Here is a 20,800-nt window from a genome sequence, read left to right as displayed (position 1 = left end):
TCGGCTCACGGCGCAGGTGCAGAAGCGTCCGGACGCAGCAGTCCGCGTGCGAACACATAATCGGCCACCTGGTGGCTCAACTCCCGTCCCGCGGTCTTGTCGAACTGCCAGTGCACGCCGAGGTAGATCCGGCTCTGCCCGGCTTCCTCTTCCGCCTGCGCCAGCGTGGCATAGCTGCGCGGCAGGCGCGGCCGCACCCGGCCCTTGTTATCGCGCGTGATCCCGTTGAATTCGTCGGACACGAAGCTGAACGCGATCCTGTCGCCGTACAGGCGGCGCAGCATGTGGAAGGTGGCGCCGCAAAAGCCGGCGTGACCCGACACATACGATGGAAATGGCGGCGTGAAGTTCGGGCCGACCAGGTTGCTGGCCGGCGCGCCCAGCGGCGTCCAGTGCGGATCGGCCGCAGTCCGTGGATTGCCGTCGCCCAGGCCGGTGGGACCGGTGCCGGGGCTGGCTTCGCGGATCGCCGTAACCGGGCGCCAGAAATCGTCGTCGTATTTCGCCTGCCAGACGGCCATCGTCGCGTCGGCGATGGCCACGTTCACCAGCGCCATCGTGCGCGCCAGTTCGAGTGCGTCCTTGCTGCGCCTGAGCGCCAGTTGCATGGTGATCTGGTTGAACAGCCGCGCCGGCGTGCCGATCCAGGCCGTGCTGTCGTAGGCCCAATAAATGCCGGCCACGGTCTGGTCGCGCGTGCGCCGGGTTGGTGTGCGGATGCCGTCGCCGCCGAGCTCCTTCACCTCTTTGAATGCGCGCGCATAGGCCTCGCTCTCCAGCGCGGGCGGCGGCGGAGGCTGGAACTGGTCGGCCGCGCGCAGCACGAACGGCCGCACATTCCGCCAATAGGCGCCGAGCGCAATCGGGCTGCGGCTGACGGGATCCGGCCGCCATTGTCCGGGTGCATTGCTGACCTGGTAATCCTCGCCCACGACCGGCTCGCTATCGTAATTGCCGTCGCTCGCGCGCAATGCCAGGATGGCCGCCGCCGCGCGGCGGCCGACGTCGACACCGTTGCGCTTGGCGCGCCCTTCGGGCAGGCGCGCGAGGTCCTCGCGCAGCCAGGCATCGAAGCGCGCCGCCTGGCGCGGATACAGCGCCACCAGCGTATCGTGCGTGGCCTGGGCGATGGCGGCATCCTGGGAGCTGTCGGGCAGCGCCTCGATCGTCCCGGAATAGCCGGGATAGCGTTTGGCGATGGCGTTGAGCGCGTCGTAGACGGCGATCTGGACGATCGCCATCACCCGGCTGGTGCGCGTCGGTCCGAGCTGCTCGGCCTCCTGCACCACGTCGCCGACGACTGCCGGGGTATGGTCGACGGCGATGGCGCGCAGCGCCACCTCGTTCCAGTAAGCCAGGCGCGCACGCGCGGCGGGACCGGCAGGCGGCGCGTAGCGCGGCGGCAGTTCACGCGTGCCCGGCTGGGTCTGGTAAGGGCCCCCGCCGCCGATCGGCGGATGGGAACCTGCCCATGCCGGTCCGAAAACGGTCACGAGCAGCCAGCAACACAGCAGCGCAATGCGCGATTTCATGACGATCCTCCTGTTGGAATGGAAGCCGGTGGCCGACCCACGCACCGCGTCGATGGTGTGCCGCGAAACCGGATGATGAAGTCGAGCTTATGAACGGACGAGCCGTAAGACAAGCGGAACAGGGCCGGACCTTGATATCGCCCAGCTCGCATTCTGCTCTGCATTAAAGTGCTCCGCGCAATGTTTTCCTGTAGATCATGCCTGGGCAGAAAACTGCGCCGAAAGGCCGCCGACAGACAGCGCGCCGTCCTGCGATAATGCAACGCATGAGTGCACTTTCCTTTCATGCCGGCCCGCGCGCGCTGGCCCGCATCCGCGCGCAAGGTCTGCGCGCCGCCGATATCGCCGTCGTTCCCGCCGCCGCCGGCGGCCCCAAAGGCCTGATTTTCCAGTCCCTCGACCAGTACGTATTCGGCCAGTGGCTGCCCGCCAGCCCGCGCGAGCGCACCCTGATCGGCTCCTCGATCGGCGCCTGGCGCATGGCCGCCGCCTGCCAGCGCGACCCGGTGCGCGCCTTCGAGCGCCTGGGTGCGCTGTACGCCGGCCAGCGCTACACCAGCACCAAGCCGAGTCCCCAGCAGATCAACGCGGTGGTGCAGGAATTGCTGCGCGAATTCGTCAGCGGCCACGAGCAGGACATCCTCAGCCACCCTCACCATCGCCTGCACCTGCTGGCGGTACGCGGCAAGGGGCTTCTTACCGCGCCCGCGCACCGGCGCGCCGAGATGCGTGGCTTCGCCGCCGCGGCGCTGACCAACTTTGCCTCGCGCGCACGGCTTGCGAGCATGCTCGAGCGCGTCGTGATCGGCGACGCCCGCGACGGCGCCCCCTGGCTGCGCAAGCAGTTCGACAGCTTCACCACCCACTTCGCCACGCTCACGCGCGAGAACCTCGCCGCCAGCCTGCTGGCCTCGGGCACGCTGCCGCTGATCATGCAGCCGGTGACGAACATCCCGGGCGCCCCCAGCGGGCATTACTGGGATGGCGGCATCATCGACTACCACCTGTCGCTGCCCTATGCCTGCCTGGAAGCCCAGGAGCCCGACGCGATCGTGTTCTATCCGCACTTCAACGAGCACATCGTGCCGGGCTGGCTGGACAAGGCCATGCCCTGGCGCCGCTGCGCACGCGGCCCGAACCGCGGCTGGCTCGACAACGTGCTGATCGTCTCGCCGTCGCCGGACTTCCTGAAGACCCTCCCGCGCGCCAAGCTGCCCGACCGCGCCGACTTCAAGTTCTACGGACTCGACCACGACGCCCGCGTGCGCGCTTGGTTGCAGGCCATGCGCGAAGCGCAGTGCCTGCGGGATGAGCTCGCGGCCTTCATCGAACGGCCGGACCTGTCGCGCCTGCGCGCGATCTGAACAATCCAGGGGGCGCCGGCACATGTTGTGAGCGTGTCATGCGCGCCTGTTTTTGCGGCATTCGCCCGTCTCCCGGGTTACAATGCGGGGTTTCCGAGCTGCTGCATGCAGCTCCATCATCATCGAGAGAAAGAATTCCCATGAGTCTCCAATGCGGCATCGTCGGCCTGCCCAACGTCGGCAAGTCCACCCTGTTCAACGCGCTGACCAAGGCCGGCATTCCGGCTGAAAACTACCCGTTCTGCACCATCGAGCCGAACGTCGGCGTGGTCGAGGTGCCCGATCCGCGCATGGCCCAGCTGGCCGAGATCGTCAAGCCGGAGCGCATCGTCCCGGCCATCGTCGAATTCGTCGACATTGCAGGCCTGGTGGCCGGCGCCTCGAAGGGCGAGGGCCTGGGCAACCAGTTCCTGTCGCACATCCGCGAGACCGACGCCATCGTCAACGTCGTGCGCTGCTTCGAAGACCCGAACGTCATCCACGTCGCCGGCAAAGTCAGCCCGATCGACGACATCGAAGTGATCCAGACCGAACTGGCCCTGGCCGACCTGACCGCCGTCGAGAAGGCGATCCACCGCGAAAACAAAAAAGCCCGCTCGGGCGACAAGGACGCGGCCAAGCTGGTGGCGCTGTGCGAGCGCATGCTGCCGCACCTGAACGAAGGCCAGCCGGTCCGCACCCTGGGCCTGGACGCCGACGAGATGGCACAGATCCGCGAACTGCACCTGATCACTGCGAAGCCGGCGATGTACGTCGCCAACGTGTCCGACACCGGTTTTACCAATAACCCGCTGCTGGACCAGCTGACCGAATTCGCCAGGAAGCAGAACGCCCCGATCGTCGCGATCAGCGCCGCCATCGAATCGGAAATCGCCGACCTGGACGACGCCGACAAGGCCGCCTTCCTGGCCGACATGGGCATGGAAGAGCCGGGCCTGGACCGCCTGATCCGCGCCGCCTACAAGCTGCTCGGCCTGCAGACCTACTTCACCGCCGGCGTCAAGGAAGTGCGCGCCTGGACCGTGAAGGTCGGCGCCACCGCCCCGCAGGCGGCCGGCGTGATCCACACCGACTTCGAGCGCGGCTTCATTCGTGCGCAGACCATTTCGTTCGATGACTACATCGCCTACAAGGGCGAGGCGGGCGCGAAGGAAGCGGGCAAGATGCGTGCTGAGGGCAAGGAGTATGTCGTCAAGGATGGGGATGTGCTGAACTTCCTGTTCAACGTCTAACGAAAGCTCGCCTCGACATCCAAGCCCGCCATGCGCGGGCTTTTTCTTTGCCCGATCAATACACCCCTGTCATCAACACGAAACACTCCTCCTCTATTCTGCGCCTCCATCAACGCGGCCATTGCGCCGCGCCGGATCACCAAACCCATGGAGAAACGACGCATGAACCCGACCCCTGAACTGTCCCGCCGCCGCCTGCTGCGCATGCTGGGCGCCGCCCCGATGCTGCCTTTGAGCGGCTTTGCCGGCGCCTCCCTGCTGGCCGGCTGCGGTGGCGACAGCCACGACGACACGCCAGTGGCCGTCACCCCGGTCCCGCCGGTCGCGCCGGCACCGGTGACCCTGGCCAGCGTCACCTTCAGCTCGATGGACGCGCCGACCCTGGCGAACGCCGCCGCGATGGCCACCACCACGGTCGGTTCGACCATGACCGTGAACTTCAGCGACAGCAGCAAGCTCGACTTCAAGCTCTCGTACCAACCCTTCTTCATCACCGGCGACATGGTTCCGAACGGCGCCGGCGGCACCATCCTGGCCGGCGGCTACTACGACATCCGCAACCAGCCGATCATCGACGCCACCGTGCCCGGCAAGGAGCGCCAGTTCTTCTCGGATTCACCGGACGGCACCTCGCTGCTGTCGGTGCCGAACGCGAATGTGCCGGGCGTGAAGGGCAAGCCCGTGTTTGCCGTGGTGCAGTTCGAGTACACCAGCCTGGCCCAGGACGGCGTCACCGGCATGTATGGCCGCCTGCCGTCGCCGATCGCCGTGCTGACCCTGGACCAGGACCAGACCACCGGCAAGCTGTCGCTGGTGAAGTACCACAACGTCGACACCTCCGGCGTCGAAGGCCTGTGGATCACCTGCGGCGCGTCCTTGTCGCCCTGGGGCACCCACCTGTCGAGCGAGGAGTACGAGCCGAACGCTTTTACTGCCGCAACCGACGCCCAGTTCAAGGCCTTCAGCAAGAACCTGTACGGCAGCGAGACCGCGGCCAATCCCTACAACTACGGCCACATGCCGGAAGTGACGGTCAACCCGGACGGCACCGCCTCGATCAAGAAGCACTACTGCATGGGCCGCATCTCGCACGAGCTGGTGCAGGTGATGCCGGACCAGCGCACCGTGCTGATGGGCGACGACGCCACCAACAGCGGCTATTTCGTGTTCGTGGCCGACAAGGAAAAGGATCTGTCCGCGGGCACCCTGTACGTGGCCAAGGTCGGCGCCGGTTTCTCGGTCGACCCGGCCGCCACGCTCGCCGCACCGCTCACCTGGATCAGGCTCGGCTCGGCCACCAGCGCCGAGATCCGCCAGCTGGCCGCGACCCTGAAACCGACTGACATCATGGACGTGCGCACGGTCGATCCGCAGGACGCCGCCTTCAAGCAGGTGGCCGCCAACGGCGCGGTCGAGTGGATCAAGCTCATGCCGGGCATGGAAAAGGCCGCCGCCTTCCTGGAAACCCACCGCTACGCCGCCCTGGTCGGCGCCTCGATGGGCTTTACCAAGATGGAAGGCACGACCGTCAACGCCAGGGACAAGATCGCCTACTCGGCGCTGCAGAACTGCCAGAGCTCGATGGTCGCCGGGAACAAGCTGAACGTGGCGGGCAACGGCGTGTCGATTCCGAAGGCGCTCAATGCCGGCGCGGTGATGGCATTGAACCTGAAGGGCGGACAGAAGGACGTCAACGGCGCGGCCATCGACAGCGAATGGATGCCGGTCGATATCAAGGCCCTGATCACGGGCGAAGACATTACCGCCGATGCGCTGGGCAATACTGCCAATCCGAACAAGATCGGCAACCCGGACAATTTGAAATTCTCGGAAAAGCTGCGCACCCTGTTCATCGGCGAAGACAGCGGCCAGCACGTCAACAACTTCCTGTGGGCCTACAACGTCGACACCAAGCAGCTCTCGCGCCTGATGTCGATCCCGGCCGGCGGCGAGTCGACCGGCCTGCATGCGGTCGACGAACTGAATGGCTGGACCTACATCATGAGCAACTTCCAGCACGCCGGCGACTGGGGCAGCATCCACAACAACGTCAAGGCCACGCTCGATCCGCTGGTGCGCGCGAACTACAAGGACAAGTTCGGCTCCGCGGTCGGCTACCTGACGGGTGAACTGAGCCAGATGCGCCTGGCCAAGGCATAAGTCCGTCGCACACTTTGCGGGCGATATATCGCTGGCTGCGACTGCCGGCCATGCGCGTAACGCGTGGGCACGGGGTGCCCACCCTACGACCAAGCTGCCGCTCACGGCCGCCGCGTTTGGTGCGATACTGTCGGCCTTTTCGACAGACGCACCGACGCGACATATGGCCATCCTTTCCCAGCTCATCCTTTATCCGATCAAGTCTTGCGCCGGCATGGCCGTCGAGGAGGCGGAAGCGACCGTTTCGGGTCTGCGTGCGTGCGGCGTGCACGACCGCGAGTGGATGCTGGTGGACGAGGAAGGCCAGTTCCTGACCCAGCGCGAATACCCGCGCATGGCGACGATCAGGCCGCGCGTCGACGGCGATGCACTGCTGGTGACGGCGCCCGGCATGGCGCCGCTGCGCCTGCCGCTGGCCCTGGATGCGGGCGCGCGCACGCTGCGTGTGCAGATCTGGGACGACAACGTCGAGGCCAGCGACTGCGGCGACGCGGCTGCCGCCTGGTTCGGCCAGGCCCTGGACGGGACTTGCCGCCTTGTGCGCTTCCGTCCCGGGCTGGAGCGGCCGACCAGCACCAGGTGGACCGGCGGCGCACCGTCCAGCGCGCGCTTTGCCGACGCCTATCCGCTGCTCCTGATCGGCGCCTCCGCACTCGAAGAGATCAACGCGCGCATGCTGGCTGCCGGCCGCGAGGCCCTGCCGATGAATCGTTTCCGCCCCAACCTGGTGGTCGAGGGCACCGATCCCTTCGAAGAGGACTACACCGAGGCGCTGAGCACCGGCGACATCGTCATCAAGCCGGTCAAACCCTGCGCCCGCTGCCCGATTCCCGCGGTCGACCAGGCCACCGGCATCCCCGGACCGGACCCGCTCGACATCCTGCAGTCCTGGCGCGGCAAGGCGATTCTCGACGGCGCCGTATGCGTCGGCATGAACTGCATCGTGCTCGAAGGCGCCGGCGGCACCCTGCGGCTTGGCCAGGAGCTTAGCGTCGCTTTGTCGTTTTAAGGCCGCGCCGCGCGGTGCTCCCGGACAGGAAACGCCCGTTTTCGTTCCCAAGCCGGGTGGTATCGCGTAAGGTAAGGGTTATTGCTGAAAGGAATGTCATGCACCAGCCGGACGCGACGTCGCGCGACCTGATTGCCGAAAACGAAGCCCTGCGCGCGCGCATGGCTTACCTGCTCGACCAGGCCCAGCGCAACCACGACATCATGTGCCGGCACCAGGCTTTCGACCTCGAGATCGTCGGCGCCTCGACCTTCCAGGAGCTGGTCGGCACCATTTTCCGGACGCTGCCGGCGATTTCCGAACTCGACGCGGTGACCCTGTCGCTGGTCGACGCCGACGCCGACATCTATACCGTCATGCACAAGCTGGGCGTGGACTTCGAGCCGCTGCCCGACCTGTTGTTCTGCGAGCATGGGGTCGAGCTGGGTTTCGAGGCGCCCGACGGCGCCAGGCCGCGCCCGCGCCTGGAGCGATTCGAGGCGGCCGCGCACGGCCCGCGCTTTCCACACGCGCGCGGCGGCCTCGAAAGCGTGGCCCTGGTGCCGCTGCTGCGCAACAAGCGCCTGATCGGCAGCCTGAACCTGGCCAGCGCCGACCGGGAGCGCTTCACGCCGAACATGGCGACCGACTTCATCGAGCACATGGCCTCGATCATCGCGATCTGCCTCGAGAACGTGATCAGCAACGAGATGCTCAAGTACATCGGCCTGACGGATGCGCTGACGGGCGTCTACAACCGCCGCTACATCGACCGCCGCCTGCTCGAGGAAATCGCGCGCGCGCGCCGCCAAGGCAACCGGATGTCCGTCATGTTCATCGACGTCGACCATTTCAAGCTCGTCAACGACCGGTTTGGACACCAGGCCGGCGACGAGGTGCTGCGCGAAGTGGCCGCCCGCATCAAGAGCGAGCTGCGCCTGTCGGACGCGCTGGCGCGCTTCGGCGGCGAGGAGTTCGTGGTGCTGCTGGTCGACGCCGACCTGCCGGCCGCCGCCGTGGTGGCCGACCGCATCCGCGCCGGCGTGGCCCGCAGCGCGATCGACCTGGCGGACGGGCAGTTCATGGAAGTGTCGGTGTCGATCGGCGTGGCCACCCTCGACGCCGCCGCGCGCGAGCAGCCGATCGAGAGCGTGGCCCAGCAGCTGGTGGCGCAGGCGGATGGCGCGCTGTACCGGGCGAAGGAAGCGGGACGCAATCGCGTGGTGCTGGCGGGCTGAAATAAAATTTCATTTTATTAATGTGAATGAAATATCCTTTCGTAGGGTGGACACCTGTGTCCACGCGGTACCCGGCATGCCTGTCGATAAGGAACGCGGAGCGGACGATGCCGGTTGCCTATTGGCGATCATGCTGCCTGCTTTGCGGCCTGGAGCCGGACGACCGCGTGGACACAGGTGTCCACCCTACCAACTCGTGCTAGCATCGTGCTGTTTTGTTACCAGGACTTAACATGACTTTCGAAGAACGCCGCCAGCGCGCCATGGCCGTCCTCAGGCGTCACGGTATTCCCCAGTACACCTCTGAACCGGCCCCGCTGCGCCTGTTCCGCCGCCTCGGCATGCAGGTGCGCCCGCTGCATTTCGAATCGTTCTGGCGCACCACGCTGGTCTCGGCCCTGTGGTTCGGGCCCTTCTGGGCGCTCATCATGTGGTTCATCCGCTGGCGCGAGGATGGCACGCATCCGGCGCTGGCCGCGTTGGGCGCGGTGATTTGCGGCCTGTGCTATGGCCTGGCGATGGCCGGCGTCTACGCCTGGAGCAAGAAGAAATACAAGTTGCCGAGCTGGGACTCGCTCGGTTCCTGATCCTATAACAACCTTCCCTCGGCCCGCGTCACCGCGTCGGCCGAGCCGCGCAGCACCACCACGTCGGCCGCCTGCAGCACCGTCCCGTCCTCGGGGTCCACCCGCATGCGCGCACGCCGGATGCCGGTCACCTCGGCCCCGAGTTCGTCCAGCCCCAGCTCGTCGAGGCGGCGTCCGACCGCCTTCGCGTCCTCGCCCAGCACCACCGAATGCAGGCGCACGAACATGTGCTCCGGGTCGTCGGTGATGTCGCTGGCGCCGTGGAAGTAGCCGCGCAGGGCGGCGTAGCGTTCGTCGCGCGCGCTCTGCACGCGGTGCACCACGCGCCGCAGCGGCACGCCGACCACCACCAGCGCGTGCGAAGCGAGCATCAGGCTGCTCTCGAGCGCTTCCGGCACCACCTCGGTGGCGCCGGCCTGGCGCAGGGTTTCCAGGTCGCTGTCGTCGTGGCTGCGCACGATCACCGGCAGCGAGGGCGCCAGCTCGTGCACCAGGTGCAGCACCTTCAGGGCCGCGCGGGTGTCGGCGAAGGTGATCACCAATGCGCTTGCCCGATTGATGCCGGCTGCGATCAGGCTTTCGCGCCGGCCGGCGTCGCCATACGAGACGCTGGAGCCGGCCGCCTGCGCCTCCTGCACCCGCTCGGGGTCGAGGTCGAGCGCATACCAGGGCAGCTTCTCGTCCGATAGCAGGGTGGCCAGGCTCTGGCCGCTGCGTCCGAAGCCGGCGATGATCACATGCTGCTGCGCGGCCATCGTGCGGCTGGCCAGTTGCGTGAGCTGCAGCGACTGCATCATCCATTCGTTGGAGGCGATCTTCATCACGATCCGGTCCGACTTGGCGATCACGAACGGCGCGACCAGCATCGACAGCACCATCGAGGCCAGCACCAGCTGCATCAGGAAGGGATCGATCAGCTTCGAGCCCGAGGCGAGGTTGAGCAGCACGAAACCGAACTCGCCCGCCTGCGCCAGGGCCAGGCCCGTGCGCATCGAAACCCCGTCCGAGGAACCGAAGGCTTTCGCCAGCAGCGCGATCAGCGCGAATTTCAATAGCACGGGAATCACCAGCAGGACCAGCACCAGCCACCAGTGCTCCAGCACCAGGCGCAGGTTGAGCAGCATGCCGATGGTGATGAAGAACAGGCCGAGCAGCACGTCGCGGAAGGGCTTGATGTCTTCTTCGACCTGGTGCTTGAACTGGGTTTCCGAGATCAGCATGCCGGCCACGAAAGCCCCCAGCGCCAGCGACAGGCCGGCGCGTTCGGTGATCCAGGCCGCGCCGAGCGTCACCAAGAGCAGGTTGAGCATGAACAGCTCCTGCGAGCGGCGCTTGGCTACCAGGGTAAACCAGTTGCGCATGAGCTTCTGGCCGAAGAACAGCAGCAGCGCCAGCACGGCCGCCGCCTTCACGCCGGCCCAGGCCAGGGTCGCGGCCAGGTCTTCGGGATTGCGCGCCAGCGAGGGGATCAGGATCAGCAGCGGCACCACGGCCAGGTCCTGGAACAGCAGGATGCCGATGATGCGCCGTCCGTGCTCGCTTTCCAGTTCCAGCCGCTCGGTGAGCAGTTTCACCACGATCGCGGTCGACGACATCGCCAGCGCGCCGCCGAGCGCGAAGGCGGCCTGCCAGCTCACCTGCAGGGCGGGGATCCACATCGACAGCAGCAGGGCCCCGGCGACCGTGGCGACGATGGTCAGTACCACCTGCGCCAGTCCCAGGCCGAACACGATGCGGCGCATGGCGCGCAACTGGGCCAGCGAGAACTCCAGCCCGATCGAAAACATCAAGAAAACGACGCCGAATTCGGCCAGCGCATGCGTGGTGGCGGTATCGGCGGCCAGGCCCAGCGCGTGCGGGCCGATCAGCACGCCCACGGCCAGGTAGCCCAGCATGGGCGGCAGGTGCAGGCTGCGGAAGGCAACCACGCCCAGCACCGCGCTGCCGAGCAGGAGGAGAGTCAGTTCGAGTCCGGATGCCATACGTTAGCGTCTTGGTTGACTACATTTTTGTGCGCACGGAACGTTGTTTGAAACGTCTTGATACGTCTGGCAAGTTTTTTGCTTTCGCAATTCGTTTATACTTCCGGGATGAGTGTAACCGATGAAAAAACAATGCAGAACAGATTTGACGAGAACCAGTCCCGCCGCGTGATGGAACTGGCGCGCGAGACCCTCGCGATCGAAGCCGACGCGGTCAGGGCCTTGCACGACCGGCTCGATGCCGACGATGCCGTCGTGCGCGCGGTGGCCGTGCTGTACGCCTGCACCGGCCGCGTCGTGGTGTCGGGCATGGGCAAGTCCGGCCACATCGCCCGCAAGATCGCCGCCACCCTGGCCTCGACCGGCACCCCGGCGATGTTCGTGCATCCGGGCGAAGCCGCGCACGGCGACCTGGGCATGGTTACCGCCCAGGACGTGTTCATCGCGATCTCGAACTCCGGCGAATCGTCGGAACTGATGGATATCCTTCCGGTCGTCAAGCGCATGGGTACGCCCCTGATCGCGATGACCGGCAAGCCGCAATCGCGCCTGGCGCTGCTCGCCGACGTCCACCTCGACATCTCGGTGGCCAAGGAAGCCTGCCCGATGAACCTGGCGCCGACCGCCAGCACCACCGTCACGCTGGCCCTGGGCGACGCCCTGGCCGTGGCGCTGCTGGACGCGCGCGGCTTCCGCGAGGAAGACTTCGCGCGCTCGCACCCGGGCGGCGCCCTGGGCCGGCGCCTGCTGACCCACGTGCGCGACGTGATGCGCAGCGGCGACGCCGTGCCGGCAGTCGCGCTGGACACGCCGCTGGCGCAGGCGCTGCTCGAAGTAAGCCAGAAGGGCATGGGCATGACCGCCGTCGTCGACGCGGACGGGCGTCCGCTGGGCGTGTTCACCGACGGCGACCTGCGCCGCCTGATCGAGCGCGTGCAGGACTTCTCGAACATCTCGATCCGCGACGTCATGCACCTGAACCCGCGCACCGTGCACCCGGAGCAGCTGGCGGTCGACGCGGTGGCGATCATGGAAGAATTCCGCATCAACCAGATGCTGGTGGTCGACCTTGATGGCAAACTGGTCGGCGCCCTGCACATCCACGACCTGACCCGCGCAAAAGTGATTTAAATGAGTGATTCAATGACCCCGCTCGAACACATGCAGCGCGCAGCGCGCGTGAAAGTGATGATCTTCGACGTTGACGGCATCCTGACCGACGGCAGCCTCACTTACGGGCCGGACGGCGAAGTGACCAAGACCTTCAATGTCCTCGACGGCCTGGGCATCCAGCTGCTGCAGAAGACCGGCGTGCAGACCGCCATCATCAGCGCGCGCAAGTCGCCCATCGTCAACGCCCGCGCGAAGGACCTCGGCATCACCCACGTCTGGCAGGGCTTCCACGACAAGCGCGTCGCCTTTGTCGAGCTGCTGGCGCAATCCAAGCTGACGGCCGAGCAGTGCGGCTACATCGGCGACGACGTGATCGACCTGCCGCTGCTGACGAAAGTCGGCTTTGCCGTCACCGTGCCCAGCGGCCATCCGGAAGTCCAGTACCGCGCGCACTACGTGACGAAAGCGCCGGGCGGGCGCGGCGCCGTGCGCGAAGTGTGCGACATGGTGATGCGCGCCCAGGGCAGCTACGAACAGGCGCTGGCGCCGTATTTCGCGTAAAACATGGCGACCATTGCCAACCGCCGGACCTCGCACCGCTGGAAGCTGCTGGCGCTGATGCTCACGGCCGTGTTCTTCGCCTTCGGCAGCTTCTGGCTGCTGCAGGCGATGCAGGCCGGCGACCAGGCCAGTCTCGGCAATGCCGGGAACGAGCCGGACTACATCGTCGAGAACTTCAGCCTCGTGCGCATGACCGAGAGCGGGCAACCGCGCTATCTGGTGTCGGGCGAGCGCCTGGCCCACCATCCGCTGAACGACGTCTCCGAGGTGTCCAAGCCGGTGGTCGAGAGCATGGCGCCGGGCCGCCCGCGCATGACCATGCATGCCGAGCGCGCCCAGATCCACCATCAGGAAAACCGGATCGAACTGATCGACAATGTCGACATCGTGCGTCCGGCCACGCCGACCGCGGAAGCGATGCGCGCGCGCACCGACGCGCTGACCGTGCTGGCCGACGAGGAGATCGTCAAGACCGACCGTCCGGTGGAAATGGAGCTGGGCGCCTCGACGGTGAACAGTGTCGGCCTGGTGGCCGAGAACCCGACCCAGAAGCTGCATCTCGGCCGCGGCCAGATCGTCTATCCGCCGCGCCAGCGCTGAACCCTACAATCCCCAGGAACGAGCCAACCACATGAAAAAAATCCTCGCTGCCGCCGTCCTCACGCTGCTGTCCCTGTCCGCCTCGGCCGAACGCGCCGACTCGCTCAAGCAGGCCGTCGTCCATTACGACTCGCTCGACGTCGACGAGGTGACCCAGACCCGCATCCTGACCGGCAACGTGATCCTCACGCGCGGCACGCTGCAGCTCAAGGCCGACCGTGCGCTGCTGAAGGAAACGCCGGAGGGCTACATGAGCGTCACGCTCACTTCCAGCCCGGGCCGCGTGGCGACCTTCCGCCAGAAGCGCGACGGCGGGCCGGACCTGTGGGTCGAGGGCCAGGCCGAGCGCATCGAGTACGACGAGCGCCAGGAACTGGTGAAGCTGCATTCGAAAGCGGTCGTGCGGGAGCTGGAAAACGGCCGCCTGGTCAATGAACTCAATGGCCCCTACATCTCGTACGACAACCGCCGCGAAGTGGCGACGGTGCGCAACGACCCGAGCGGCCAGAGCAAGGTCGGCGGCGAGCGCGGCACCCTGATCATCGCGCCGCGCCGCGCAGGACCCGCGCCGGCAGCCGCACCGGCAGGAAAATAATGATGAAAGATGCAAGCACTGGCAGCACCCTGGTCGTCCGGGGGCTGCAGAAAAGTTACGGCAAGCGCCTCGTGGTGCGCGACGTCTCGCTGGAAGTGGGCTGCGGCGAAGTCGTCGGCCTGCTGGGCCCGAACGGCGCCGGCAAGACCACCTCGTTCTACATGATCGTCGGCCTGGTGCCGTCGGACGCCGGCGCGATCGAGATCAACGGCACCGATATCTCGAGCCTGCCGATCCACCGGCGCGCGGTGCTGGGCCTGTCCTACCTGCCGCAGGAAGCCTCGGTGTTCCGCAAGCTGACGGTCGAGGACAATATCCGCGCCGTGCTGGAACTGCAGCGCAACGAGGACGGCAAGCCGCTCTCGAAGGACGCCATCGACGCGCGCCTCGACTCCCTGCTGGCCGAACTCCAGATCGAGAAGCTGCGCGAAAACCCGGCGCTGTCGCTGTCGGGCGGCGAGCGCCGCCGCGTCGAGATCGCGCGCGCGCTGGCCACCAATCCGCGCTTCGTGCTGCTCGACGAACCCTTCGCCGGCGTCGACCCGATCGCGGTGATCGAGATCCAGCGCATCGTGCGCTTCCTGAAGGAGCGCGGCATCGGCGTCCTGATCACCGACCACAACGTGCGCGAGACGCTGGGCATCTGCGACCGCGCCTACATCATCAACCAGGGCGCGGTGCTGGCCTCGGGCCGCCCTGACGACATCATCGCCGACGAGTCGGTGCGCCGCGTCTACCTGGGCGAACACTTCCGCATGTAGCAACCACGAAGCGACAACGAAGCAGCAACAAGCGATGAAACAATCCCTGCAACTCCGGACTTCGCAGCACCTGGCGCTTACCCCGCAGCTTCAGCAATCGATCCGCCTGCTGCAGTTGTCCACGCTCGAACTGCACCAGGAAATCGAGCAGATCCTGTCCGACAATCCCTTGCTCGAACGGCTGGACGATCCGCTCGACCACTCGGTGCGCCTGCTTGCCGACGGCGCCATCAGCAATGCGCCCAGCCAGGGCGAGGCCCCGGCCACGCCGGGCGGCGAGGAGGGCGCGCCGAACGGCGAAGCGGCCGACTTCGATGGCGCCGATGGCGATGCCGGCCGCGGCGACGGCGATGCCGACTGGGGCGAAGCCGGACGGTCGTCCGGCAACGGCGAGGACGAGGATGGCCGGCCGCAACTGGAAGCGGCCGGCATCACGCTGCGCGAGCACCTGTCCGAACAGGTGCGGGTGACGGGCCTGAGTGCGCGCGACCGTGCGCTGGCCGAACTCGTGATCGACGCCATCGACGACAACGGCTACCTCGAAGAGCAGCTCGACGAGATCCACGCGCGCCTGCCCGAGGAGCTCGAGGTCGAGATGGACGAACTGCGCTGCGCGCTGGCGCTGGTGCAAAGCCTGGACCCGGTGGGCGTGGGCGCACGGAGCGCGGCCGAGTGCCTGGCGCTGCAGATCCGCAGCATGCCGGGCGTGCCGCTGGTCACGCGGCGCATGGCCCTCAAGATCGTCGAGGGCTACCTGACCTGGTTCGCCCAGCGCGAATTCAACAAGCTGAAAAAAGCCCTGGACTGCGACGACGAAGACCTGCGCGAAGCCCAGGCCGTGATCCGCCAATGCAATCCGCATCCGGGCGCGGCTTTTGCGTCGAGCACCTCGGACTACGTGGTTCCGGACGTGATTGTCCGGAAAACGAAGAACGGCTGGGGCGTGATGCTGAACCAGGACGTGATGCCGCGCCTGCGCGTGAACAACATGTACGCGGCCCTGCTCAAGCAGGGCAAGGGCGAAAGCCAGATGAGCGCGCAACTGCAGGAAGCGAAGTGGCTGATCAAGAATATGCGCCAGCGCTTCGACACGATCTTGCGTGTTTCGCAAGCCATTGTGGAGCGCCAGCGCAACTTTTTCAGCCACGGCGCGGTTGCCATGCGGCCCCTTGTGCTTCGTGAGATAGCTGATACACTAGGACTACACGAGAGCACAATTTCTCGTGTCACAACGCAGAAATTCATGCTGACCCCGCACGGCATGTTTGAGCTGAAGTATTTCTTCGGAAGCCACGTCGCCACCGAAGCGGGAGGTGAAGCATCTTCGACGGCGATCCGGGCTCTCATCGCGCAACTGACAGGAGCAGAAGACCCCAGGAACCCATTATCCGATAGCAAGATCGCGGAAATGCTCGGTGAACAAGGAATGGTCATCGCGCGCCGCACGGTTGCAAAATACCGTGAGGCACTGAAAATTCCTCCCGTCAGTCTCCGCAAATCCTTGTAACGGCGGCACCCACGCGCTTCCTTGTTGCGCGGCGCGGCAGCCGCCACATCTTCAAAGGAGTGTGTATGAATCTCACCATCAGCGGCCACCACCTCGACGTTACCCCCGCCATCCGTGAATACGTACAGAACAAGCTCGAACGCATCACCCGCCATTTCGATCAAGTGATCGACTCCCACGTGATCCTCGCGATCGACAATCTCACCGAAAAAGACAAAAGGCAGAAAGCCGAGATCAATGTGCGCATGTCGGGCAAGACCGTGCACGTGGAAAGCGTTGCGCAAGACCTGTACGCGGCGATCGACCTGTTGATGGACAGGCTGGATCGTCAGGTGATGAAGTACAAAACGATGCTGCAGAATCATAACCACGAGGCGCTCAAGCGCCGTCCTGAAGGCGGAGAGGCAGCCGTTGCCTGATTGGCCGGCAAGCACCGTCTGAACGAGGGCGCCAATGGCGCCCTTTTCATTTCTTGTCGGTGCGTCAATACCCCAGTTGTCTGGTCCTTCGGTAGAATGGATGTTTTTTCGACCACTTTCGACCATGACCGACACCGTCCTGACCCGCGTTGCCAACGGCACCGGCCTGATCACCCTCGACCGTCCCAAGGCCCTCAACTCGTTGTCGCTGGAAATGGTGCGGCGCCTGACCGAGGTGCTGCTGGCCTGGCGCGACGACGCCAATATCGACGCGGTCGTGATCACCAGCAGCAGCGAAAAAGCCCTGTGCGCGGGCGGCGACATCCGTTTCTTCCATGAAGCCGGCCACGCCACGCCGACGGGCGGCAGCGCACTGCTCGAGGATTTCTTCACCGAAGAATACGCCCTGAATCACCTGATTCATTTTTACCCGAAGCCGTATGTCTCGATCATGGACGGCGTGGTAATGGGCGGCGGCATGGGCATCGCCCAGGGCGGCCCGGAATCCGGCCTGCGCATCGTGACCGACCGCACGAAAATGGCGATGCCTGAAGTGAACATCGGCCTGTTCCCCGATGTCGGCGGCAGCCACTTCCTGTCGCATGCGCCTGGCCAGCTGGGCAACTACCTCGGCCTGACCGGCCTGACCATCGGCGCTGCCGACGCGCTCTACGTCGGGCTGGCGGACGTGTACGTCCCGGGCGCGCAACTGGGCTCGTTGACGGCCTTGATCGAATCGACACCGGGCGCGCAACTGGCCGACGCGATCCGTGCGTTTGCGGCTGGCTTCGCAAGTGAGGTGGGCGCGAGCGAACTGCAGGCCCAGCGTGCCGCGGTCGACGCCCACTTCGGCGCCGCCTCGGTGGCCGCCATCATGGAATCGCTCTCGCGCGACGAGAACCCGTTCGCGCAAAAGGCCCTGAAGGCGATGCGCCAGCGCTCGCCCCTGATGATGTGCGTGACCCGCGAAATGCTGGTGCGCGGCGCCGCGCTGAGTGTGGCCGACTGCCTGCGCATGGAGCGCAACCTGGTGCGCCGCAATTTCGAGCACGGCGAAGTGCTGGAAGGCGTGCGCGCGCTGGTGATCGACAAGGACAATGCGCCGAAGTGGAACCCGGCCAGTTTGGAGGAGGTGACGCCGGCGATGGTGGAGCGCTTTTTCGAGCCGGTGTGGCCGGATCACGCGCATCCGCTGCGGCACCTGGATTAAGGGAAGCGGCCGAAGCCGAGCTTGTAGCTTGAGCGGCGGCGTTACCGAATCCGGTGACGCCAGCCGTAGGGTGGGCACCTGTGCCCACGCGGTCATGCCTTAGCGTACCGCACAGCAATTTTGCTTACAGAGCCAATGCACACGAGGCTCACACGTTGTAAGCCGCTTGCTATCGACAACACTGATCTGATGGGGCGTCCGCGTGGGCACAGGTGCCCACCCTACGAAGAACGGCCCCTTACGACTGCTCGCGATGCCGCAACACCACGCGCTCGCTCTCGCCGAAATACGCCGCCAGGCGCTCGGCCATGTACACCGAGCGGTGCTGGCCGCCGGTGCAGCCGAGGGCCACGGTCAGGTAGCTGCGGTTGTCGGTCTTGAACGACGGCAGCCACTTCTCGACGAACTTGCGGATGTCTTCCAGCATCTCGGCCGCGCTCGGCTGTGCGTCGAGGAAGGCGATCACCGGGGCGTCCTTGCCGGTCAGCGGACGCAGCGACAAATCGTAGTAGGGATTCGGAATGGCGCGCACGTCGAACACGAAGTCGGCGTCGAGCGGCACGCCGACCTTGAAGGCGAAGGATTCGAAGAACAGGGTCAGCGGCGCGTGTTTTACTTCCGCCAACTCCTTGACCCAGGCGCGCAGTTTGTTGGCCGAGGCTTCCGAGGTGTCGATCACGTGGCCGAGCTGTTCGATCGGGGCCAGGCGCTCGCGCTCCTCGGCGATGCACTCGATCAGGGTGCGGCGCGAGGCCGGGTTTTCGCCCGGATGCAGCTCGTGCGAGAGCGGGTGGCTGCGGCGCGTTTCGGAAAAGCGCGCGACCAGGGAATGGGTGCTCGAGGTCAGGAACATGACCTTGACCTCGTGACCTTCCTCTTTCAGCGAACGGACATTGATCGGCAGTTCGACCAGCGACTCGGCGCTGCGCGCATCGACCGCCACGGCCAGCTTGGCCGTCTGCTGGGCGTTGACCGCCTTGACCAGCTGCGGCAGCAGGGCTGGCGGCAGGTTGTCGACGCAGTAGTAACCCGCGTCTTCGAGGACGTTCAGGGCAACCGATTTGCCCGAGCCGGAGATACCGGTAATGAGTACGATGTGCATGGCGCGATGATACCGCAACAATACTGCCTTGTCGCCGCCAGGGCGGCGTCATATCGCGCGTTCACGGCATATGCCTGCAAATCGTGTGAGTTAAGGTAGAAAATTGGCGTGGAAAACTAGTCGCCGCTCATCGCCTGGCGTTGCCGCTCCATGAACTCCTGCAGCGTGTCGATGCCGCGCAGTTGCAGGATGGTGTTGCGCACCGCGGCCTCGAGCAGGACCGCGATGTTGCGGCCGGCCGCGACGGGGATGACGACCTTGCGGATCGGCAGGCCCAGCACTTCCTCGGTCGGGAAGTGGAAGGGCAGGCGCTCGACTTCCTCGTCGAGCACGCCGCGCTTGACCAGATGAACAATTAATTTCAGCCGCATCTTGCGGCGCACCGCGGTCTCGCCGAAGATGGCCTTGATGTCGAGCAGGCCGAGGCCGCGCACCTCCAGCAGGTTCTGCAGCAGCGGCGGGCAGCGGCCCTCGATCATGTTCGGCGCGATGCGCGAGAATTCGACGGCATCGTCGGCCACCAGGCCGTGCGAGCGCGAGATCAATTCCAGGCCCAGTTCGCTCTTGCCCAGGCCCGAGTCGCCCGTGATCAGGACGCCCACGCCCAGCACGTCCATGAAGACGCCGTGCATGATGACGCGCTGCGCCAATTTCTTGGACAAGTAGACCCGCAGGAAGTCGATCACCTGGGCCGCCGGCAGCGGGGTCGAGAACAGCGGAATGTTCTGCTCGTCGCAGATGGCGAGGATGTCGGGCGGGGTTTCGAGACCCTGCGCGATGATCAGGGCCGGCGGGCCGCCGCCGATCAGCTCGCCGATCACGTGGGTGCGCGAGCTCGATTTCAGGCGGTGGTAGTAGTTCAGTTCCTGGTGACCGAACACCTGGATCCTGCCCGGGTGGATCAGGTTCAGGTGGCCGACCTGGTCGGCGGCCGAGGCGACGTCGCCCGAGATCAGCCGCTCGCCGCCCGGAAAGCCGGCAAACCAGCCGAGTTGCAGGCTGTCGCGGTTATCGTCGTACAGCCTTTGGATGGTGAGCGGAGTCTGCAGCATGGCGCGGTGTCCTGGGGGGGAATGACCCCCCAGTTTAACCCAAGGCCTGCAAGCTGGGTTGCCAGTTGATAATTCGTTCGTGCACTGAACGTGGGTCCGGATCGGTGGCCAGCGCGTTGCGGATGGCCTCGTCCGAGAACAGCTCGGCAATCTCGGACAGGATTTCCAGGTGCTGCTGGGTGACGTGGTCCGGGATCAGGAGGAAGAACAGCAGGCTGACCGGGCGGCCGTCGGGCGATTCGAAAGGAATCGGCGAGGACAGGCGGACAAAGGCTGCGATCGGGTTCTTCAGGCTCTTGCTGCCCTTGATGCGCCCGTGCGGCACGGCCACGCCATGGCCCAGGCCCGTGGAGCCGAGGCGTTCGCGCGCGAACAGGTTGTCCGTGACGGTCGAGCGAGCGATACCGCAATTGTTCTCGAAGATCAGTCCTGCCTGTTCGAAGGCGCGTTTCTTGCTCGACACTTCGATGTCGAGCTGGACGTTTTCGAGCGAAAGGATTTTGCTAAGGTTGGTCATAACACGCTTCTGGATGGGGCGGCGGACTTGCGGAGCAGAATTATAGGCCGGTTCTGCTGGCCTGTAATTCGATTTCGCGTCGGTATCCTACGCCTGTCACGGACCGGTTTCGAGCCCTCATCGGGCCTTGCTCGCAGCGCTATTTGCGCTTTCGCAAGGCCCGACGCAATTTCCGCTACGAAAAACCGATTCCCTTGGGTGAAACCGGGGCCGGAGTCCCCTTTCACCATCTTTTCCCCGTATTTGGGGACGCTTTCCGAAAACCGGAGGTCTCAAAGAA

General features: G+C 65.7%; 20 protein-coding genes. 14 read left to right on the top strand and 6 right to left on the bottom strand.

Annotated elements, in window-relative coordinates; genetic code table 11:
* Nucleotides 1-5: 5 nt before the first annotated feature.
* Nucleotides 6-1,532 carry a vanadium-dependent haloperoxidase gene (locus ACSUZJ_RS22790; protein ID WP_499411918.1) on the bottom strand — a complete coding sequence of 509 codons (1,527 nt, stop codon included), beginning with the start codon at nt 1,530-1,532 and terminating at the stop codon, nt 6-8.
* 266 nt (nt 1,533-1,798) lie between these two features.
* Between ACSUZJ_RS22790 and ACSUZJ_RS22785 the strand changes: the two genes are divergently transcribed.
* Together ACSUZJ_RS22785 and ychF are read left to right on the top strand one after the other, a co-directional pair.
* Nucleotides 1,799-2,896: a patatin-like phospholipase family protein gene (locus tag ACSUZJ_RS22785; RefSeq protein ID WP_499411917.1), complete on the top strand. Its 1,098-nt coding sequence runs from the start codon at nt 1,799-1,801 to the stop codon at nt 2,894-2,896.
* A 140-nt stretch (nt 2,897-3,036) separates the two neighbouring features.
* Complete coding sequence (gene ychF / locus ACSUZJ_RS22780; protein ID WP_499411916.1) at nt 3,037-4,128, top strand: redox-regulated ATPase YchF; 1,092 nt, start codon at nt 3,037-3,039, stop codon at nt 4,126-4,128.
* Here the strand turns inward: ychF and ACSUZJ_RS22775 are convergent.
* Nucleotides 4,125-4,292 (bottom strand): hypothetical protein, encoded by a 168-nt coding sequence (locus tag ACSUZJ_RS22775; protein WP_499411914.1) that lies wholly within the window; start codon nt 4,290-4,292, stop codon nt 4,125-4,127. The genes ychF and ACSUZJ_RS22775 overlap by 4 nt on opposite strands.
* Between ACSUZJ_RS22775 and ACSUZJ_RS22770 the strand changes: the two genes are divergently transcribed.
* From ACSUZJ_RS22770 to ACSUZJ_RS22755, 4 genes are all read left to right on the top strand, one after another.
* Nucleotides 4,291-6,288: a PhoX family protein gene (locus tag ACSUZJ_RS22770; RefSeq protein WP_499411913.1), complete on the top strand. Its 1,998-nt coding sequence runs from the start codon at nt 4,291-4,293 to the stop codon at nt 6,286-6,288. The genes ACSUZJ_RS22775 and ACSUZJ_RS22770 overlap by 2 nt on opposite strands.
* Before the next feature lie 163 nt (nt 6,289-6,451).
* A complete protein-coding gene (locus ACSUZJ_RS22765) occupies nt 6,452-7,297 on the top strand; it encodes an MOSC domain-containing protein (RefSeq protein WP_499411912.1) in 846 nt (281 codons plus the stop codon).
* A 98-nt stretch (nt 7,298-7,395) separates the two neighbouring features.
* Entirely contained in the window at nt 7,396-8,514 is a 1,119-nt protein-coding gene (locus ACSUZJ_RS22760) for a GGDEF domain-containing protein (protein ID WP_499411911.1), read from the top strand.
* 233 nt (nt 8,515-8,747) lie between these two features.
* Complete coding sequence (locus ACSUZJ_RS22755; RefSeq protein ID WP_499411909.1) at nt 8,748-9,101, top strand: DUF6404 family protein; 354 nt, start codon at nt 8,748-8,750, stop codon at nt 9,099-9,101.
* Nucleotides 9,102-9,103: 2 nt separating this feature from the next.
* Here the strand turns inward: ACSUZJ_RS22755 and ACSUZJ_RS22750 are convergent, their stop codons facing one another.
* Entirely contained in the window at nt 9,104-11,083 is a 1,980-nt protein-coding gene (locus ACSUZJ_RS22750) for a monovalent cation:proton antiporter-2 (CPA2) family protein (protein ID WP_499411907.1), read from the bottom strand.
* 132 nt (nt 11,084-11,215) lie between these two features.
* On the opposite strand from ACSUZJ_RS22750, the gene ACSUZJ_RS22745 reads away from it, so the two are divergent.
* The 8 genes from ACSUZJ_RS22745 to ACSUZJ_RS22710 all read left to right on the top strand — a co-directional run bounded on the left by ACSUZJ_RS22745 (nt 11,216) and on the right by ACSUZJ_RS22710 (nt 17,849).
* Nucleotides 11,216-12,214, top strand: a complete 999-nt coding sequence (locus ACSUZJ_RS22745) for a KpsF/GutQ family sugar-phosphate isomerase (RefSeq protein WP_499411906.1) — start codon at nt 11,216-11,218, stop codon at nt 12,212-12,214.
* A gap of 12 nt (nt 12,215-12,226) precedes the next feature.
* Nucleotides 12,227-12,757, top strand: coding sequence for a KdsC family phosphatase (locus tag ACSUZJ_RS22740; RefSeq protein ID WP_499416646.1), 531 nt, complete (start codon nt 12,227-12,229; stop codon nt 12,755-12,757).
* Nucleotides 12,758-12,760: 3 nt separating this feature from the next.
* Nucleotides 12,761-13,357 carry an LPS export ABC transporter periplasmic protein LptC gene (gene lptC, locus ACSUZJ_RS22735; RefSeq protein ID WP_499411905.1) on the top strand — a complete coding sequence of 199 codons (597 nt, stop codon included), beginning with the start codon at nt 12,761-12,763 and terminating at the stop codon, nt 13,355-13,357.
* 31 nt (nt 13,358-13,388) lie between these two features.
* Nucleotides 13,389-13,952: a lipopolysaccharide transport periplasmic protein LptA gene (lptA, locus tag ACSUZJ_RS22730; RefSeq protein WP_499411903.1), complete on the top strand. Its 564-nt coding sequence runs from the start codon at nt 13,389-13,391 to the stop codon at nt 13,950-13,952.
* Complete coding sequence (gene lptB / locus ACSUZJ_RS22725; protein ID WP_499411902.1) at nt 13,952-14,713, top strand: LPS export ABC transporter ATP-binding protein; 762 nt, start codon at nt 13,952-13,954, stop codon at nt 14,711-14,713. The genes lptA and lptB overlap by 1 nt, the downstream gene beginning before the upstream one ends.
* 34 nt (nt 14,714-14,747) lie before the next feature.
* Nucleotides 14,748-16,220, top strand: a complete 1,473-nt coding sequence (locus tag ACSUZJ_RS22720; protein WP_499411901.1) for an RNA polymerase factor sigma-54 — start codon at nt 14,748-14,750, stop codon at nt 16,218-16,220.
* A gap of 65 nt (nt 16,221-16,285) precedes the next feature.
* Nucleotides 16,286-16,639 (top strand): ribosome hibernation-promoting factor, HPF/YfiA family, encoded by a 354-nt coding sequence (gene hpf / locus ACSUZJ_RS22715; RefSeq protein ID WP_499411899.1) that lies wholly within the window; start codon nt 16,286-16,288, stop codon nt 16,637-16,639.
* Between the two features lie 124 nt (nt 16,640-16,763).
* Nucleotides 16,764-17,849 (top strand): enoyl-CoA hydratase/isomerase family protein, encoded by a 1,086-nt coding sequence (locus tag ACSUZJ_RS22710; protein ID WP_499411897.1) that lies wholly within the window; start codon nt 16,764-16,766, stop codon nt 17,847-17,849.
* 238 nt (nt 17,850-18,087) lie between these two features.
* Here ACSUZJ_RS22710 and rapZ read toward each other — a convergent pair whose 3' ends face one another.
* From rapZ to ACSUZJ_RS22695, 3 genes are all read right to left on the bottom strand, one after another.
* The gene (rapZ, locus tag ACSUZJ_RS22705) at nt 18,088-18,951 is read right to left on the bottom strand and encodes an RNase adapter RapZ (protein WP_499411896.1); all 864 of its coding nucleotides are present in this window, start codon (nt 18,949-18,951) and stop codon (nt 18,088-18,090) included.
* A gap of 116 nt (nt 18,952-19,067) precedes the next feature.
* Nucleotides 19,068-20,003 (bottom strand): HPr(Ser) kinase/phosphatase, encoded by a 936-nt coding sequence (gene hprK / locus ACSUZJ_RS22700; protein WP_229437698.1) that lies wholly within the window; start codon nt 20,001-20,003, stop codon nt 19,068-19,070.
* 34 nt (nt 20,004-20,037) lie between these two features.
* A complete protein-coding gene (locus tag ACSUZJ_RS22695) occupies nt 20,038-20,520 on the bottom strand; it encodes a PTS sugar transporter subunit IIA (RefSeq protein ID WP_312551095.1) in 483 nt (160 codons plus the stop codon).
* Nucleotides 20,521-20,800 lie beyond the last annotated feature (280 nt).

The sequence above is a fragment of the Telluria sp. B2 genome (assembly GCF_051789535.1).
In the GTDB taxonomy this organism is placed as follows: Bacteria; Pseudomonadota; Gammaproteobacteria; order Burkholderiales; family Burkholderiaceae_D; genus Telluria.
The sequence above is the reverse complement of the archived record's forward strand: the minus strand, read 5'-3'. Positions and strand labels throughout refer to the sequence as shown.